Source organism: Flexivirga lutea (assembly GCF_054778955.1).
Genome location: NZ_BAAGZB010000001.1, coordinates 339,407 through 353,888 on the forward strand (window position 1 = coordinate 339,407; position 14,482 = coordinate 353,888).

Consider the following 14,482-nt stretch of genomic DNA (forward strand, 5'->3'; position numbering starts at 1 on the left):
CTGCACCCTTGGACACGAGGCCCACGTTGACTTCTTCGGACGAGCCGGCCGGCAACGAGCACGACGAGCGTGGCGCGGCGGTGCGCCGTTTCGGACCCATCGGTGCGCGACGGGTCGTGATCGTCGCCGCGGCGATCGTGGCCGTCCTGGTGCTGGTCCAGGTCTGGGCCAACGTGTGGACCAATCAGCTGTGGTTCTCCAGCATCGGCTACTCCTCGGTGTTCCGGACCGAATACCTCACCAAGAGCACGATGTTCGTCGGTGGCGCACTGTTGGCGGGCGGCCTCATCTGGGTCAGCATGTGGCTGGCCTACCGGCAGCGGCCGATCTACGCGCCGGCGACCGCCGAGCTGGACAGCATGGACCGTTACCGCGAGGCGATCGAGCCGTTCCGCCGAGCGGCGTTCTGGGTGGTGCCGCTGGTCTTCGCGCTGTTCACCGGCTCCGCCGCGATCGGGCAGTGGAAGATCGCGCTGCTGTGGCTCAACCGGCAGCGTTTCGGCACCCAGGACCCGGAGTTCCACAAGGACATCGGCTTCTACGTCTTCACCCTGCCGTGGCTGCAGGTGGTCGTCGGCTTCCTCACCATGACGTTGATCCTGTCGCTGATCGCCGCCGTCGTGATGCATTACCTGTATGGCGGGATCGCCCTGCGGGACAAGGGCATTCGCACCACCGGTGCGGCACGCATCCACCTGTCGCTGCTGTTGGCGGCGCTGGTGCTGGTGCGTGCGGTCGCCTACTGGCTGGGCCGCTACGACCTGACCGCGACCGACAACTCGCTCTTCACCGGCATCGACTACACCGCCCAGCACGCCACGCTGCCGGCCAAGGCGATGCTGGCCGGAGCGGCGGTGATCTGCGCGGTGCTGTTCGTCGCCACCATCTGGACCCGCACCTGGCGGCTGCCGATCGTCGGACTCGCGCTGCTGGTGGTCTGCGCGATCGTGCTGGGTGCGATCTACCCGGCACTGGTGCAGCGCTTCAAGGTGCGCCCGACCGAGCAGTCGCTGCAGACGCCGTACATCGCCCAGAACATCGAGGCGACCAAGACGGCATACGGGCTCGACAAGGTGAAGATCACCTCCTACACGCCGACCAAGAAGACCGATGCCGGGCAGCTGGCACAGGACGCGGCGACGGTGCCCGGCATCCGCCTGGTCGACCCGTCGATCGTCTCCCCGACCTTCCGGCAATTGCAGGGGCAGCGCAACTATTACCAGTTCGGCAACACGCTGGACGTCGACCGCTACCGGATCGACGGCAAGACCGACGACGTCGTGGTCGGGGTGCGCGAGCTGGACCTGAACGGCGTGCCCGATTCGCAGCGCAACTGGGTCAACGACCACACCGTCTACACGCACGGGTTCGGTGTCGTGGCGGCATACGGCAACGAGCGCACCGACGACGGGCAGCCGGTGTTCCTGGAGTCCGACATCCCGCCGGTGGGCAAGCTGGGCGACTTCGAGCCCCGCATCTATTTCGGCGAGTCCTCGCCGCGCTTCTCGATCGTCGGCGGCCCTGCGGGCGGGCCGAAGCGCGAGCTGGACTATCCGCGCACCTCCTCCGGCGGCGAGCAGCGCACCACCTACACCGGCGGTGGCGGCGTCGGCGTGGGTTCGTGGCCCCGAAAGCTGGCGTATGCCACCAAGTTCCACGACTTGAACTTCCTCTTCTCGGGCTCGATCAACAGCGAGTCGCGTGTGCTGGACACCCGCAACCCGGTCGACCGGGTCAAGAAGGTCGCGCCGTGGCTGACCGTCGACGGCGACCCCTACCCGGTGGTCGAAGGCGGCCACGTGCAGTGGGTGGTCGACGGTTACACGACCTCGGCGCACTACCCGAACTCGCAGCTGCAGTCGCTGGGCAACGCCACCGCGGACGCGCTGACCAGCTCCTCGAGCAACCTGCGCAAGCTGGCCGGTGGGCGGGTCAACTACATCCGCAACTCGGTCAAGGCCACGGTCGACGCCTACACCGGCCAGGTGACGATGTACGCCTGGGACGACAAGGATCCGGTGCTCAAGGCGTGGCGCAGTGCGTTCCCCGGCACGGTGAAGCCGATGGCGAAGATCCCGGCCGGGCTGATGTCGCACCTGCGGTACCCGGAGGACCTTTTCAAGGTGCAGCGGGAGCTGCTGACCAAATACCACGTGACCGATGCGGGGCAGTTCTTCCAGGGCAACGACCAGTGGCAGATCCCGACGGACCCGGCCCGCGGCAACCGTGAGCAGCAGCCGCCGTACTACCTGTCGGTGGCCATGCCGGACCAGAAGTCGCCGACGTTCTCGCTGACCTCGACCTTCATCCCGACCGGCGACCGGCAGAACCTCGCCGCATTCATGACCGTCGACGCGGACGCCGGCTCGACACCGGGGAAGAAGAGTCCCGGCTACGGAACGTTCCGCATCCTGGAGATGCCGCGCAACGTCACGGTCAAGGGGCCGGGGCAGTTCCAGAACGACATCAACTCCTCGCAGGCGGTGTCGCCCACCACCAAGCAGACGCTGGCGCAGTTCCTGACCTACAACAAGCAGGTCGGCTCCGAGGTACAGGAGGGCAATCTGCTCACCCTGCCGGTCGGGGGAGGGCTGCTGTATGTCGAACCGATCTACGTCAAGGCGGCCGGCAACACCTCGTTCCCACTGCTGAAGGCCGTCGTCGTCGGGTTCGGCGACAAGCTGGCGTGGGACACCACCCTGGACGGTGCGCTGAACGAACTCTTCGGCGGGAACTCCGGTGCCAGCGCAGGGGATTCGGGACAATCGACGCCGCCGTCGTCCACACCTTCGCCGTCCCCGTCGGGCTCGTCCGGTTCGTCGTCGGGCTCGCCGTCCGGTTCGTCGAAGTCGAGCGGCAACCCGGCCCTGCAGCAGGCGCTGCAGGACGCGAACAAGTGGTACACGCAGGGTGAGCAGGACCTCAAGAAGGGCGACTTCGCGGCATACGGCGAGGACCAGAAGAAGTTGAAGGCCGCCATCGAGAAGGCCATCGCGGCCCAAGGTGGCAGCTCGTCGTCCGGTCCGTCGTCCAGTCCGTCGTCCAGTCCGTCGTCCAGCTCGTCGCCGGCGCCGAAGTCGACCAGCAAGTAGGTCCTGCCGTCTGGCGCGGTGTCGCCCGGGCGGGAGTATGCCGATCGCGGTGTATGGCGCGCGACGGGCATAGTCGGAAGGTGTGGCCCGGCCCGGAGTATGCCGATCGCGGTGTATGGCGCGCGATGGACATAGTCGGAGAATCTCGGTGGATACGGGCGTTTTGAATGAGTCAACGCGCCGATTTGGCGCTCCGGCCGGTGTCACGTAAGGTGGTGTTCACCGACGCGGGGTGGAGCAGCTCGGTAGCTCGCCGGGCTCATAACCCGGAGGTCGCAGGTTCAAATCCTGCCCCCGCTACGAATTTCAGGCTCGGAATCTACCGATTCCGAGCCTGAAAGCATTTACGAACTTGATCGAGTGTCCATTTAGTGACGGGTTTCCCGGACAACCCGCTGGCCGGCGGTCGCAGTGCGCCCCCGGGTGACCTACACCGCGACCGCCCCCGCGACGGCCCGGGACAGCGGTTGGCTATGCGGGTCCGACATGACCCACCTGACAGCCATGCCCGCCAGCCACGCCCTCGATCGGATCACCGACTGGCGGATCGCCCTGCGGGCCGAGAACAAGAGCCCGGGCACGATCTTCATCTCCGCCGACGGAGCCACTCGTTACCTGACCTGGTGCGCCGACGGCGACCACCTGCCGATGAGCCGCGCCGCGCTCAACTCCTGGATCGCCGGCCTGCTCGACGGCGGATCCTCGCCGGGCACCGCCCGCATCCGCCAGCTCGCCGTGCGCCGCTTTGCGGCCTGGCTGACCGCCGGCGGTGAGATCGCCGCCGACCCGTTCCCCGGAGTCAAGGCACCCCGCTACGAACCGCCGCTGGTCGAGCCGCTCACCGACGCCGAGCTCCGCGCGCTCCTCGCCACCTGCGCTGTCTCCGACGACCACGCGCGGCTGGAAGCCACCCTCAACGACCGACGCGACGAAGCGATCATCCGGCTCATGTTCGAGACCGCGATCCGGTCCGGGGAGCTCGTCGACCTCCAGCTCGACGACGTAGACCTCATCGCGCGGCTGATCACGATCCGTCGTGGCAAGGGTGGGCGCGGCCGAGTGATTCCTGTCGGCCCTGTGACCACCGAGGCGCTGCTGGTGTATCTCGACCAGCGTGAGCAACACCCGCTGGCTGCGAGCCCCGACCTGTGGCTCGGCAATCGCGGCCAGCGGTTCGGCCGCGAAGGACTCAGCCGTGCCCTGCGCCGCCGCGCCAAGCGCGCCGGAGTGCAGGGCTTCCGGCCCCACCGGCTCCGGCACACCGCCGCCCACCGATGGCTCGCGGCCGGCGGCTCCGAATCCGGCCTGATGGCCATCGCCGGCTGGACCCGCAGCGACATGCTCGTCCGCTACACCCGAGCCCGCGCCTCCGAACGCGCCGCCACCGAGGCCCGCCGACTCAACCTCGGAGACCTCTGAGCTCCGCGACAGTTGGCACGGTTCACCGCCGATCGTGGCAGACCAGCTCGCCGGAACGGCGGGTGGACGTCCGAGCGCTCGACACGGCCTGCCGCCACGACCATGATCGAACCGTGAGCGCGCAGGCCGAGACCGCCGAATCAGACAACAGCCTGCCGCAGTGCTGGTGTTGCGGCGGCTCGTTCGCCGAACCGGAGTTGGTCCACCTCGGGTCGCACCCGGAGGTGGGCCTGTGCGCGGACTGCGCCCATTGGGTGCACCGCCGCGCCGCCGAGCAGGCCGCTGCCCGACGGGGCGGGCTCCCCGCGCGGTATCGCGGAGCCTTCGCCGCGACCCGGTCCTGGGTCATCCAGCACGAGGTGCACAACCTGCCTGTCCTCGGCCGGCTGCTGCGCGGCCTGGACCGTCGCCTGCCCTGAACCTCGCGCCCGCGACCGCTCAGGCCACCCGACCCAGTTGGGCAACCCGCTCACACGGACTTGCCGACATCCCGTCCCAGCGTCCCGCCGCCGGGTCCCGGGGCGGTGTCCGGCGGGCAGCAGGCGCCGGGCACCGGAGCCATGCGTCCTCGGCGTCGACGTTCGACGAGGGCAAGTGTGGCTGCTCCCAGCACCGCCGTCACGGCGAGGACACTGATGAGGGTCGTCCGACCCTGGATCCACTGCGAGATGGTCGCGGACAGTCCGGCGAGTGCGCCGGCTCGACCCGCCGACGTCGCGTCACCGGTGGCGGCCGGATACCAGTACCAGGCGAGGTAAGCGCCGGTGAGCACGAGGACCACCGCGGTGACCTTGGGGCCGTAGCGAGCCAGCGTGGCCACCCGGTGGGTGAGCGCGGTGCCCGCGGCTGCGGTGGCCAGGGCCAGCAGCAGCAGGACGGTGGCCGACCCGGCCGCGTAGACCCCGAACACCACGAGCAGGCCGGCGTAGCTGGCGGTGGCCTGGGCCTGCGCGATGACCGCGAGCAGCACCCCGAAGGTGCACGCGAGCGAGGCGATCGCGTAGCCGACGCCGAAGACCACCATCTGAGCGGTCGGGGCAAGCCCCGCGGTTGCCCGGCCGGGGATCCGGGGCAGCCGAAGGGAGAACGAGCGACCGGCCAGCATCGCCCCACCGAGCAGCACCAGCAGTACGCCGACGGCGAGGCCGAGCGCCGGTGCGGCCTCGATCAGGCCGCGGGCGCCGGCGCTGACCACCAGCCCGGCGGCGGCCAGCGTGCCGGCGAACCCGAGGGTCAGCGCGGCGCCGGCCCGCAGCGCATGGAGCAGCCGCACGGGTGCCGGGGAGGTGTCGCCGTCGCCGATGGTGTGGCTGATCCAGGCCGGCAGTAGCGCGAAGCCGCACGGGTTGACCGGGGCGACCATGCCGGCGGCGAAGGCGAGCGTGAGCAACCCGCCCATGGCTCAGGCTCCCGCCTTCACCAGCTCAGCGGTGATGGTCTCGGCGCTGGGGTCGGTGGCCCGGAAGGTCACCTTGCCCTCGGCGTCGACCACGATCAGGGTGGAGAGCGCGGCGACCTGGAAGCGCAGAGACAGGGCCGCGCCGGTGTCGATGGCCGCCGGGACGTGCTCCGCGTCGACGGAGTCCATAAAGCCTCCGATGGTCTCCTTGGACTCGCCGGGGTCCATGTCGATGGCGAGGAAGCTTGCGTTGTCGCCCGCTTCCTCGGCGGCGGTCGCCGCCCTGCCGAGGGACCGGACGCCGTTGACGCATTCGCCGCAACCGACCGAGAAGAAGAACACGGCTGTGGGTTCCCCGGTTGCGGGCAGGCTGATCTGGTGGCCGTCGATGCTGGTCACCGTCACCGGACCACCGTCGGCCACTGGGCTCGCGGGGGCAGTGGTCCCGCATCCGGTCAGCGCCAGCGATCCGGCGGCGAGGGCCGCGGCGATCGAGACGGCCTTCAGTCCGGTTCGGGTGCGCGTCATCGGGTCTGTTCGTCCCTCGTGTCAGTGGTCTGGTCGGTACGAGTGGGCGGGGTGGGCGGACAGCAGTCAGGGCTGTCCGTGCGACGGTGCCGCCTCGCGCTCCCGACGACGGCGAGGACCACGACGCCGATCCCGGCCCCGATGACCCAGGGATTGCGCAGGAACGCGCCGATCCCAGCAATGGCGCCGCCGGTGACCAGAAGCGGGAGGAGGGCGCAGCAGGCGACCATGAGCACGGCGGCACCTGCTGCGGTCAGCAGCAGGCCGACGCCGCCGGGTTGGCCGTCATGGTTGGAGGTCATCGGTGTCCTTCGGTCCTGTCGTTGAGGCTGGGTCAGCAGCAGTGGGTGCGGTCGGTCGAGGTGTCGTCGGTGGTCGGCTGGGTGCCCGCGAGGAGGGCGGCGGTGAGGTCGGCGCCGATCCGGTGGGCCTCGGCGACCGGGACGACCTCGGCCCCGGGGTTCCCGACGAGCCAGCCGGCGGCGTCCTCGGGCGAGGTGAAGAAGTGCACCTGGTTGCAGAAGGAAGGGCGGATCGACGTCATCCGCTCGGGATTCACCAGGGACACCACTGCGGTGGCTGGTTCGACGCTGGTGACGCCGGTCGCAGGGTCGATGGTGACGCGGATCGTTGCGCCGCTGGCCGGTGAAACCGACTCGACGTGTGCCGCCCGCTCCACCAGCGCGGGGAAGATCAGGGTGTCCAGAGCGCACCAGGTGTAGAGCTCCTCGCCGGCCACGGTGAACCGGTGATTGGTCGGGCGCAGGGTCAGACCCTGGCCGAGGATCCGACCCTGGGCGTCGTACTCGGTGTCCGGCACAGCGGCCAGACCACGACGTACGTCGTCGACCGTGCGGCCCGCAGCAGCGGCGAGCTCCTCGATGCTGACGGGGTCGCCATCGACGAGCAGTCGCAGCAGCGGGACCAGCAGGCCGGCGTCCAGGCCCGACTCCCCGGGGTCGGCGAGCCGGTTGGTCAGGTCGGTGATGAGATTCGGCACGGTGATTCCTTTCAGGCGCAGCAGGACAGTTTCGAGACGTCGGCGGTGAAGGACTTGGCGACGATCCGGATGCCTTCGGCCATGGTCAGGTAGGGCGCCCAGGCGTCGGCGACCTCGGCGATGGTCTTGCCGAGGATGTGCACACCGGCGGCTGCGAGCTCGCCGGCGTCCTTCGCGACCGCGGTCAGGCCGAGGATCTCGCCGGTGTCGGCATTGGCGACCATCTTGATGAAGCCGCGGGTGTCGCGATTGACCAACGCGCGGGTCACATAGGTCAGCGGCAGAACCCGGCAGTCGCAGCGGATCCCGGCGGCGACGACGTCCTCCTCGGTCAGCCCGACCGCACCGATCGCGGGGCTGGTGAAGGTCACCCGGGGGAGCCTGGTGTAGTCGACCGACCGGTCCGCGGCGGCGAAGGCGTTCTCGGCGACCATCGTGCCGTGGTGAGCGGCGACATAGACGAACTCCGGGTGCCCGGTGACGTCACCGGCGGCCCAGATCCGCGGGTTGGAAGACTGCATCTGGTCGGTGACCACGATCTCCCCGGACTCGCCGGTCTTGACCTCCACCGCGTCGAGGTTGAGCCGGTCGGTGACCGGGCGGCGGCCCAGAGCGACCAGGATCTCGTCCGCGCGGAACTCCTGCTCGCCCCCGGAGATCTCGGCGCGGACGACGACCTGCCCGGTCCCCGCGTCGCGAGCCACGTGGACAGGCGTGGCGCGGCGAACCACCCGGATGCCCTCATCGGCGAACACCTCCTGCAGCGCCTGGGAGACCTCCGGCTCCTCCTTCGACGCCAGCCGCGAGCGCACCAGCAGGGTGACCTTCGCTCCGAGACGGGCGAAGAGCTGCGCCTGCTCCAGCGCCACGTAGCCGCCACCGAGCACCAGCAGTGACTCGGGGACCTCGGCCAGCTCCATTGCGGTCGTCGACGTCAGATACCCGACGTCGTCGAGACCATCGATGGGCGGAGCCCAGGCGCGCGCGCCGGTCGCAACAAGGTAGTGCGCGGCCTCGATCACCTCGACCGTTCCGTCGGTGCCGGTGACCTCCAGGAGGGGGGACTCCGGAGTGCCGGCGAAGATGGCCTCACCACGTCGGACCTTCCACCCGTAGGAGTCCGCGACGTCGACGTACTTCTCACCCCGCAGCGCCTCGACGAGGTCCTCCTTCCCTGCGATCAGGGCGGGCATGTCCACCGCGCCCGCGTCGGTCGCGATGCCCGGGAACCGGTCGCCAGCGTCGGCCGCGACGTGCCGGGCCTCGGCCGCCGCGATCAGCGCCTTGGACGGCACGCAGCCCGTGTTCACACAGGTGCCGCCGAACGTGCCGCGCTCGATCATCACAACGGACTTGCCGATCGTCGTGGCCCGGATGGCGGCGGCGAATGCCCCGCCACCCGACCCGATCACTGCCAGATCAAACTTCGACTGCATCCCGATTCCTCCCCGACGGTTGGGAAACGCTCCTGATGTGCTCAGAATGGACCTTCCAGTAAGGTGGAAGGTCAAGTGAGACCTGCGACACAAGGGAGTCGGGATGCGGATCGGGGAGCTCGCCGAGGCATCGGGAACCACTGCCAAGACGCTGAGGTTCTACGAGGAGCAGGGGCTGCTGCCAGCCGCCGAGCGCACCCCGGCTGGCTACCGCGACTACACCCCCGACGCCGTCGGGCGCATCGACTTCATCCACCGCGGCCAGGCTGCCGGGCTCACCCTTGCCCAGGTCCGCCAGATCCTCGACATACGTGACGACGGACAGGCGCCCTGCGGACACGTGCAGGACCTGCTCGACTCTCGACTGGCAGACCTCGACGAGCAGATCGCGCAGCTCGTCGCGCTCCGAGAGACCATCACTCAGCTCCGCGACCAGGCAGCCACGGTCGAACCGGAGACCTGCAGCCCCGACCAGGTCTGCCGCTACCTGTAGCCGAATCGCACAAAGCCACGGCGAGAGTTCACGTAACTCTGAATACAGCGTCTGATGTATTCTCGCCTTCATGAGTGCCACCACCGCCGCTTCACTCGACGCGCTCGCCCGGTTCGGGCACGCCCTGTCCGACGCCACCCGGTCCCGGATCCTCATGGCGCTGAGCGAGGCTCCGTCCTACCCGGCCGACCTGGCGGACGCCTTGGGGGTGACCCGGCAGTCGATGTCGAACCACCTCGCGTGCCTGCGCGGCTGCGGGCTGGTCGTGGCGGTCCCTGAGGGGCGGCGCACCCGCTACGAGCTTGCCGACGCGCGTCTCGGGCATGCCCTGGCCGACCTGCACCAGGTCATCCTCGTCACCGACCCGGACGCATGCGCTGACGCCGATGAGCAAGGGTGCTGTTGATGAGCACCGAGCTGCCCGTTCACTCCATCGACACGACGGCTTCGGTCGCGCCCGCTGGCCTGCACGGTCCGGCGCCGAGCCCCGAGCACAAGGCGCTGTTGATCAGCCGCGTCCGGTTCCTGGTCGCCTTCACCATCGCCTACAAGTCATCGAAGCCGTCGTCGCTCTGACCGCCGGCTCGATCGCCGGGTCGGCCGCACTCCTTGGATTCGGCCTCGACTCGGTCATCGAGGTCTCCTCGGCGCTCGCTGTCGCGTGGCAGTTCGCAGGCGGCGACCACGAGGCCCGCGAGAAGGTCGCGCTCCGGGTCATCGCGTTCTCGTTCTTCGGGCTCGCGGCGTTCGTGACCTACGACGCCGGCAGCAGCCTGATCACGGGACACGCCGCCGAACACTCGTCGCTCGGCATCGGGATCGCCGCGCTGAGCCTGCTGGTCATGCCGGTCGCTTCGTTGATCCAGCGCCGCACCGGCAACGAACTCGGCTCCCACTCCGCGGTCGCGGACTCCAAGCAGACCCTGCTGTGCACGTACATGTCTGCCGCACTGCTGCTGGGGCTCGTGGCGAACAGCGTCCTGGGCTGGTGGTGGGCCGACTCGACCGCGGCACTGTTCATCGCCGCTCTTGCGGTCCGCGAGGGCATCAACGCTAGGCGCGGCGACCTGTGCTGCTCCCCGGCCGAGGTCTTCTTCGACCACGACCACGATGGCTGCGAGACAGGCTGCGACTGCTGCTGAGTCAAGGAGCAGGGATTCGAGCTGTGTCCGAAAACGGTCCACATTGGGCCGGTACCACTCCGTGTTAGACGGGTATCCTGAGACAGGAAGCGAGGGCGAATCCCTCACCACACCGAGCGAATCGGTAGCTTCCGGCTTGAGACCACAGTAGTTGCGACGCCTCCGACGGCGCCCAGAGGTCGCAGGTTCAAATCCTGCCCCCGCTACTACGCGAAGCGTCGCGGAAAGCGCCTCGGGTCACAGCGATCCGGGGCGCTTTCGTCATACCCGCGGGCGTCATACCCGCGCGCGTCATACCCCAGGGGCGGCGCACCGGCCGCGGGTGCCCGCGGCCGGTCTAGACGCGGGTGAGCGGGAAGTGGGGCAGCGGCGGCGGCTGCTGCTCGATCCGATCGCCCGGACGCACGGCGCCTCCCCGGCTGACGACCGCCATCACCCCGGCCAACCGCTGCACCGCTCCGTTGGCGTCCTTGCGCAGGACCTGTTGGAGCAGGCCGCGCTGGAAGGTGTTGATCTGCCGGCAGGGATTGCGCAGGCCGGTCACCGTCAGTTCCGCCGGACCGATGCGCAAGCGGGTGCCGACCGGCAGCGACAGCAGGTCGATGTCGGTCGTGGTGATGTTCTCGCCGAGCTCGCCCGGCCCTACCCGGTGGCCCGCCGCGCTCAACAGGTCGAAGAGTTCGGCGTGGATCAGATGCACCTGGCGCAGGTTGGGCTGGCTCGGGTCGGCGGCCACCCGGCTGCGGTGCTGGACCGTGACGCCGGCGTGCGCGTCACCTGCCACGCCGATGCCCTCGATGAGCCGGATGGCGGGCACCGGCGTCTTGCTGAACGAGTGGCTGGAGCTGACATGGACGGAGTCGACGCGTGCTGTCACCCGCCCATCCTGTCCTACGGGCGCGTCGTCCGTCGCCGGACCGCGCCGGGAATATACCCGCAGGGGGTATACGTTGGACGCGTCGTCACGCAGTCGAAGCGCCGGGAGAGATCGATGAGCGATCAGCACGCACAGCATCACGACATGGCCGCCGGCCACGAGCGCCACATGGACGCGAGTTGGTCGATGGCGGTGGCGGCGACGTTGCACTGCCTCACCGGCTGCGCGATCGGCGAGATCGTCGGCATGATGATCTCCACCGGTGCCGGTCTGAGCAACGGATGGTCGGTCGCGATCTCGATCGGGCTCGCTTTCGTCTTCGGCTTCTCGCTGTCGAGTCTGCCGCTGGTCCGGGTGGGAGTCGCTCCGCTGGCCGCACTCGGTGTCGTGCTCGCGGCGGACACGGTGTCGATCGCCACGATGGAAGTGGTGGACAACGTGGTGATGGTGCTGCTGCCCGGTGCGATGAACGCCGGACTGGTGAACGTCGTCTTCTGGGTCGGCATGATGATCTCGCTGACTGCCGCGTTCCTGGCCGCGGTGCCGGTCAACCAGTGGCTGCTCAGCAGGGGCAAGGGCCACGCACTCACCCACGAGTTCCACGGGATGACGGCATCCGCGACCGGCTGGCGTCGACTGCTGCCCAACCTGCCGACCGGCGCGCTGGTCGCGGTCCTGGTCGCCTTCATCCTCGGTGGGCTGACCGTGTCGATCGCCGACGAGGCCGGCTGGCAGCAGCATTCGTCCGTGGCACAGTCCGCGCGGCCTGCCGACATCGCCGGGGCGCTCGGCGCACCGAGCCACGCGCTCTGAGGTCCGGCCGCCCTGCCGCGGCCGGCCGGGACGACCCCTGGGATGCTGAACGCGGTGCTGCATCCGACGTGCGAAAGGGCTCTCCGTGATGGATCGACCGACAACCTCCGAGCGGTATGACGTGACGGCCGTGCGGGAGCAGTTCCCGTCGTTGCGCAGCGGACGCGCGCACTTCGACGCACCGGGCGGCACCCAGACCCCCGCACCCGTCGCGCGGGCGATGTATGACGCCCTCACCGCGCCGTTGTCCAACCGTGGCCGGCGCACACCGGCGGAGCGCAACGCCGACGCCATCGTGCTCGGCGCCCGCACCGCGATCGGCGACCTGCTCGGCGTCGACCCCGGCTCGGTCGTCTTCGGCCGCAGCGCCACCGAGCTGACGTTCATGGCGTCACGCGCGCTGGCACGCACCTGGCAGCCCGGCGACGAGATCATCCTCAGCCGCCTGGACCACGACGCCAACGTCGGCCCCTGGCTGCTGGCCGCCGAGCGAGCCGACGTGCAAGTGCGGTGGGCCGACTTCGACCCGGCGACCGGCGAGTTGGACATGGCTTCGATCACCGGTCAGCTGTCGGAACGCACCCGGCTCGTCGCGCTGACCGCGGCCTCGAATCTGCTGGGCACCCAGCCGGACATCGCTGCGGTGGCTGCTGCGGCACATGACGCGGGTGCGTTGCTGTATGTCGACGGCGTGCACCACACCGCGCACGACGTCGTCGACGTGCCGGTGCTCGGCGCGGACTTCTACGTCTGTTCGCCATACAAATTCCTGGGGCCGCACTGCGGCGTGCTCACCGGCCGGGCGGAACTGCTCGACCACATGCGGCCGGACAAGCTGCGGCCGTCGACCGACACGGTGCCGGAACGCTTCGAAATCGGCACGCTGCCCTACGAATTGCTGGCCGGCACCACGGCGGCGGTCGACTTCCTGGCTGGCCTGGTGCCCGGCAGCGGCAGCCGCCGGGAGCGGCTGCGCAGCTCACTGGAGGCGCTGCACGCCCACGAGGAGGCGCTGCGCGAACGGCTCGAAGCAGGACTGGCCCAGTTCCCCGAGGTGACAGTGCATTCCCGTGCGAAGCGCCGGACCCCGACGCTGTTCATGACCTTCGCCGGCCGCCCTGCCGACCAGGTCGCCGATTATCTGGCCACCGACGGCATCGATGCACCCGCCGGCACCTTCTACGCCTACGAAACCGCCCGTCGGCTGGGCATCGACAGCGGGCTGCGGGCCGGCCTGGCGCCATACAGCAGCGTGGACGACGTCGACCGGTTCCTCACCTCGCTGGGGGCGTGCCTGCGCGGCGATCAGCTCTAACGCAGCGTGGCCACGCACCGGTCGGGCGTCACGAAGGGATCGAGTCGTGCGACGTCGGCAGCGGAGTCGGCCAGCAGGCCTTGCATCAGCCCCAGGTGTATGGCGCAGACGGGCCCGCCCTGCGGCGTGGTGAGCTCCAGGAAGGGGCAGTGCCGCAGGGAGATCTCGCCCGGCGCGGTCTGTTCCGGTGCGAAGTCGAGGTCGGCCAGGGCGGTGATCAGCGTGGTGGCCGGGCCGGCCGAGATGTCGTGGGACTGCTCGGCGAGGTGGCGACCCCACGACCGCCCGGCGCGCCGGGCCTGCTCGGCGGGATCGGGCCGGCTGGTGAGGTCGGCCAGCAGTGTCGCGGCCAGCGCCTGATAGCCGCGCGGTCCGCCCCGGTCCATCCGGGCGACGGCACGGAAGCGGAGCGCCGGCCGCCCGCGGCCGGCGGGCGCCGACCGGACCTGCTCGACGCGTCCGGCTTCGAGCAGCGAATCCAGGTGAAAACGCACGGTATTGGCGTGCACCCCGGCGCGTCCTGCGACCTCGGTGACGGTCAGTGGCTCGGTGCTGTCGCGCAGCACGGCGAGGATCCGGGCGCGGGTGGTCACGACGAGACGTGCGCGATCGTGAGCAGCGCGACGGAGTCCTGCAGGGCCAGCACGGAGTGCCGCCGCTGGGGCACCGCGACGATCTCGCCGGGCCCCAGCTCCCACGCGTGATCGCCGGAGCTGAGCCGCAAGCGTCCGGAGAGCACGTGCAGGAACGCCTCGCCGGGGTTGGCGTGCTCCGACAGCTGCCGACCGGTCAGCAGGGCGAGCGCGACCGTGGTCAGCACCCCGTCCCCGGCGGCGTGGAAGGCCTGGGTCGCGCGCCCGCTGTGCGCGTCGGCCGCGCGGGCGAGGAGTTTGTCGGCGACGGTGTCGAGGGCGATCGCGGAATCGGTCATGCCTAGAATTTACACAAGTTCTTCATGTGAAGAAATC

Annotated in this window: 17 protein-coding genes and 1 tRNA gene; 10 read left to right on the forward strand and 8 right to left on the reverse strand. The window is 69.7% G+C overall.

Translation table 11 applies throughout. The features are described 5' to 3' along the window. Nucleotides 1–26: 26 nt before the first annotated feature. The 4 genes from ACYVBN_RS01705 (at nt 27) to ACYVBN_RS01720 (ending at nt 4,930) form a co-directional block, all read left to right on the forward strand. Nucleotides 27–3,092 carry a UPF0182 family membrane protein gene (locus ACYVBN_RS01705; protein WP_460599036.1) on the forward strand — a complete coding sequence of 1,022 codons (3,066 nt, stop codon included), beginning with the start codon at nt 27–29 and terminating at the stop codon, nt 3,090–3,092. A gap of 226 nt (nt 3,093–3,318) precedes the next feature. Beyond that, nucleotides 3,319–3,392, forward strand: a tRNA-Met gene (locus tag ACYVBN_RS01710). 186 nt (nt 3,393–3,578) lie between these two features. Next, nucleotides 3,579–4,511 carry a tyrosine-type recombinase/integrase gene (locus ACYVBN_RS01715; protein WP_460599037.1) on the forward strand — a complete coding sequence of 311 codons (933 nt, stop codon included), beginning with the start codon at nt 3,579–3,581 and terminating at the stop codon, nt 4,509–4,511. 113 nt (nt 4,512–4,624) lie between these two features. Continuing rightward, nucleotides 4,625–4,930, forward strand: a complete 306-nt coding sequence (locus ACYVBN_RS01720; protein ID WP_139624253.1) for a hypothetical protein — start codon at nt 4,625–4,627, stop codon at nt 4,928–4,930. A 50-nt stretch (nt 4,931–4,980) separates the two neighbouring features. Here the strand turns inward: ACYVBN_RS01720 and ACYVBN_RS01725 are convergent, their stop codons facing one another. The 5 genes from ACYVBN_RS01725 to merA are packed head-to-tail and all read right to left on the reverse strand — an operon-like array spanning nt 4,981 to nt 8,874. After that, a complete protein-coding gene (locus ACYVBN_RS01725; RefSeq protein ID WP_139624254.1) occupies nt 4,981–5,910 on the reverse strand; it encodes a cytochrome c biogenesis CcdA family protein in 930 nt (309 codons plus the stop codon). Between the two features lie 3 nt (nt 5,911–5,913). Continuing rightward, nucleotides 5,914–6,438: a TlpA family protein disulfide reductase gene (locus ACYVBN_RS01730; protein ID WP_179662860.1), complete on the reverse strand. Its 525-nt coding sequence runs from the start codon at nt 6,436–6,438 to the stop codon at nt 5,914–5,916. Further along, nucleotides 6,435–6,740, reverse strand: coding sequence for a MerC domain-containing protein (locus ACYVBN_RS01735; RefSeq protein ID WP_139624256.1), 306 nt, complete (start codon nt 6,738–6,740; stop codon nt 6,435–6,437). Before ACYVBN_RS01735 ends, ACYVBN_RS01730 begins: the two co-directional genes overlap by 4 nt. Before the next feature lie 32 nt (nt 6,741–6,772). Then, nucleotides 6,773–7,438, reverse strand: coding sequence for an organomercurial lyase MerB (gene merB / locus ACYVBN_RS01740; RefSeq protein ID WP_139624257.1), 666 nt, complete (start codon nt 7,436–7,438; stop codon nt 6,773–6,775). Between the two features lie 11 nt (nt 7,439–7,449). Further along, a complete protein-coding gene (gene merA / locus ACYVBN_RS01745) occupies nt 7,450–8,874 on the reverse strand; it encodes a mercury(II) reductase (protein WP_139624258.1) in 1,425 nt (474 codons plus the stop codon). A 103-nt stretch (nt 8,875–8,977) separates the two neighbouring features. Here merA and ACYVBN_RS01750 point away from each other — a divergent pair, with 103 nt between their 5' ends. From ACYVBN_RS01750 to ACYVBN_RS01765, 4 genes are all read left to right on the forward strand, one after another. After that, nucleotides 8,978–9,367, forward strand: coding sequence for a heavy metal-responsive transcriptional regulator (locus tag ACYVBN_RS01750; RefSeq protein ID WP_139624259.1), 390 nt, complete (start codon nt 8,978–8,980; stop codon nt 9,365–9,367). Nucleotides 9,368–9,437: 70 nt separating this feature from the next. Continuing rightward, nucleotides 9,438–9,773, forward strand: a complete 336-nt coding sequence (locus ACYVBN_RS01755) for an ArsR/SmtB family transcription factor (protein ID WP_139624260.1) — start codon at nt 9,438–9,440, stop codon at nt 9,771–9,773. Next, nucleotides 9,773–9,943, forward strand: a complete 171-nt coding sequence (locus ACYVBN_RS01760) for a hypothetical protein (RefSeq protein ID WP_460599803.1) — start codon at nt 9,773–9,775, stop codon at nt 9,941–9,943. Before ACYVBN_RS01755 ends, ACYVBN_RS01760 begins: the two co-directional genes overlap by 1 nt. 11 nt (nt 9,944–9,954) lie before the next feature. Then, nucleotides 9,955–10,509, forward strand: a complete 555-nt coding sequence (locus ACYVBN_RS01765) for a cation transporter (protein WP_460599781.1) — start codon at nt 9,955–9,957, stop codon at nt 10,507–10,509. 337 nt (nt 10,510–10,846) lie between these two features. Here ACYVBN_RS01765 and ACYVBN_RS01770 read toward each other — a convergent pair whose 3' ends face one another. Next, a complete protein-coding gene (locus ACYVBN_RS01770; RefSeq protein WP_460599038.1) occupies nt 10,847–11,386 on the reverse strand; it encodes an MOSC domain-containing protein in 540 nt (179 codons plus the stop codon). A 114-nt stretch (nt 11,387–11,500) separates the two neighbouring features. On the opposite strand from ACYVBN_RS01770, the gene ACYVBN_RS01775 reads away from it, so the two are divergent. Continuing rightward, on the forward strand, nt 11,501–12,199 hold the full coding sequence (locus ACYVBN_RS01775; protein ID WP_460599039.1) for a DUF4396 domain-containing protein: 699 nt from the start codon (nt 11,501–11,503) through the stop codon (nt 12,197–12,199). 88 nt (nt 12,200–12,287) lie between these two features. After that, the gene (locus tag ACYVBN_RS01780; RefSeq protein WP_440282256.1) at nt 12,288–13,514 is read left to right on the forward strand and encodes a cysteine desulfurase-like protein; all 1,227 of its coding nucleotides are present in this window, start codon (nt 12,288–12,290) and stop codon (nt 13,512–13,514) included. Here ACYVBN_RS01780 and ACYVBN_RS01785 read toward each other — a convergent pair. Both ACYVBN_RS01785 and ACYVBN_RS01790 read right to left on the reverse strand, forming a co-directional pair. After that, complete coding sequence (locus tag ACYVBN_RS01785; protein WP_440282257.1) at nt 13,511–14,107, reverse strand: helix-turn-helix transcriptional regulator; 597 nt, start codon at nt 14,105–14,107, stop codon at nt 13,511–13,513. The genes ACYVBN_RS01780 and ACYVBN_RS01785 overlap by 4 nt on opposite strands. Then, nucleotides 14,104–14,445 (reverse strand): cupin domain-containing protein, encoded by a 342-nt coding sequence (locus tag ACYVBN_RS01790; protein ID WP_440282258.1) that lies wholly within the window; start codon nt 14,443–14,445, stop codon nt 14,104–14,106. The genes ACYVBN_RS01785 and ACYVBN_RS01790 overlap by 4 nt, the downstream gene beginning before the upstream one ends. Between the last annotated feature and the right edge of the window lie 37 nt (nt 14,446–14,482).

What these genes read in the sequence shown, in the direction of transcription:
- ACYVBN_RS01715 (WP_460599037.1), top strand. Translation starts at nt 3,579, where the DNA reads ATGACCCACCTGACAGCCATGCCCGCCAGCCACGCCCTCGATCGGATC.
- ACYVBN_RS01725 (WP_139624254.1), bottom strand. Translation starts at nt 5,910, where the DNA reads ATGGGCGGGTTGCTCACGCTCGCCTTCGCCGCCGGCATGGTCGCCCCG.
- ACYVBN_RS01730 (WP_179662860.1), bottom strand. Translation starts at nt 6,438, where the DNA reads ATGACGCGCACCCGAACCGGACTGAAGGCCGTCTCGATCGCCGCGGCC.
- ACYVBN_RS01735 (WP_139624256.1), bottom strand. Translation starts at nt 6,740, where the DNA reads ATGACCTCCAACCATGACGGCCAACCCGGCGGCGTCGGCCTGCTGCTG.
- merA (WP_139624258.1), bottom strand. Translation starts at nt 8,874, where the DNA reads ATGCAGTCGAAGTTTGATCTGGCAGTGATCGGGTCGGGTGGCGGGGCA.
- ACYVBN_RS01750 (WP_139624259.1), top strand. Translation starts at nt 8,978, where the DNA reads ATGCGGATCGGGGAGCTCGCCGAGGCATCGGGAACCACTGCCAAGACG.
- ACYVBN_RS01755 (WP_139624260.1), top strand. Translation starts at nt 9,438, where the DNA reads ATGAGTGCCACCACCGCCGCTTCACTCGACGCGCTCGCCCGGTTCGGG.
- ACYVBN_RS01760 (WP_460599803.1), top strand. Translation starts at nt 9,773, where the DNA reads ATGAGCACCGAGCTGCCCGTTCACTCCATCGACACGACGGCTTCGGTC.
- ACYVBN_RS01775 (WP_460599039.1), top strand. Translation starts at nt 11,501, where the DNA reads ATGAGCGATCAGCACGCACAGCATCACGACATGGCCGCCGGCCACGAG.
- ACYVBN_RS01780 (WP_440282256.1), top strand. Translation starts at nt 12,288, where the DNA reads ATGGATCGACCGACAACCTCCGAGCGGTATGACGTGACGGCCGTGCGG.
- ACYVBN_RS01790 (WP_440282258.1), bottom strand. Translation starts at nt 14,445, where the DNA reads ATGACCGATTCCGCGATCGCCCTCGACACCGTCGCCGACAAACTCCTC.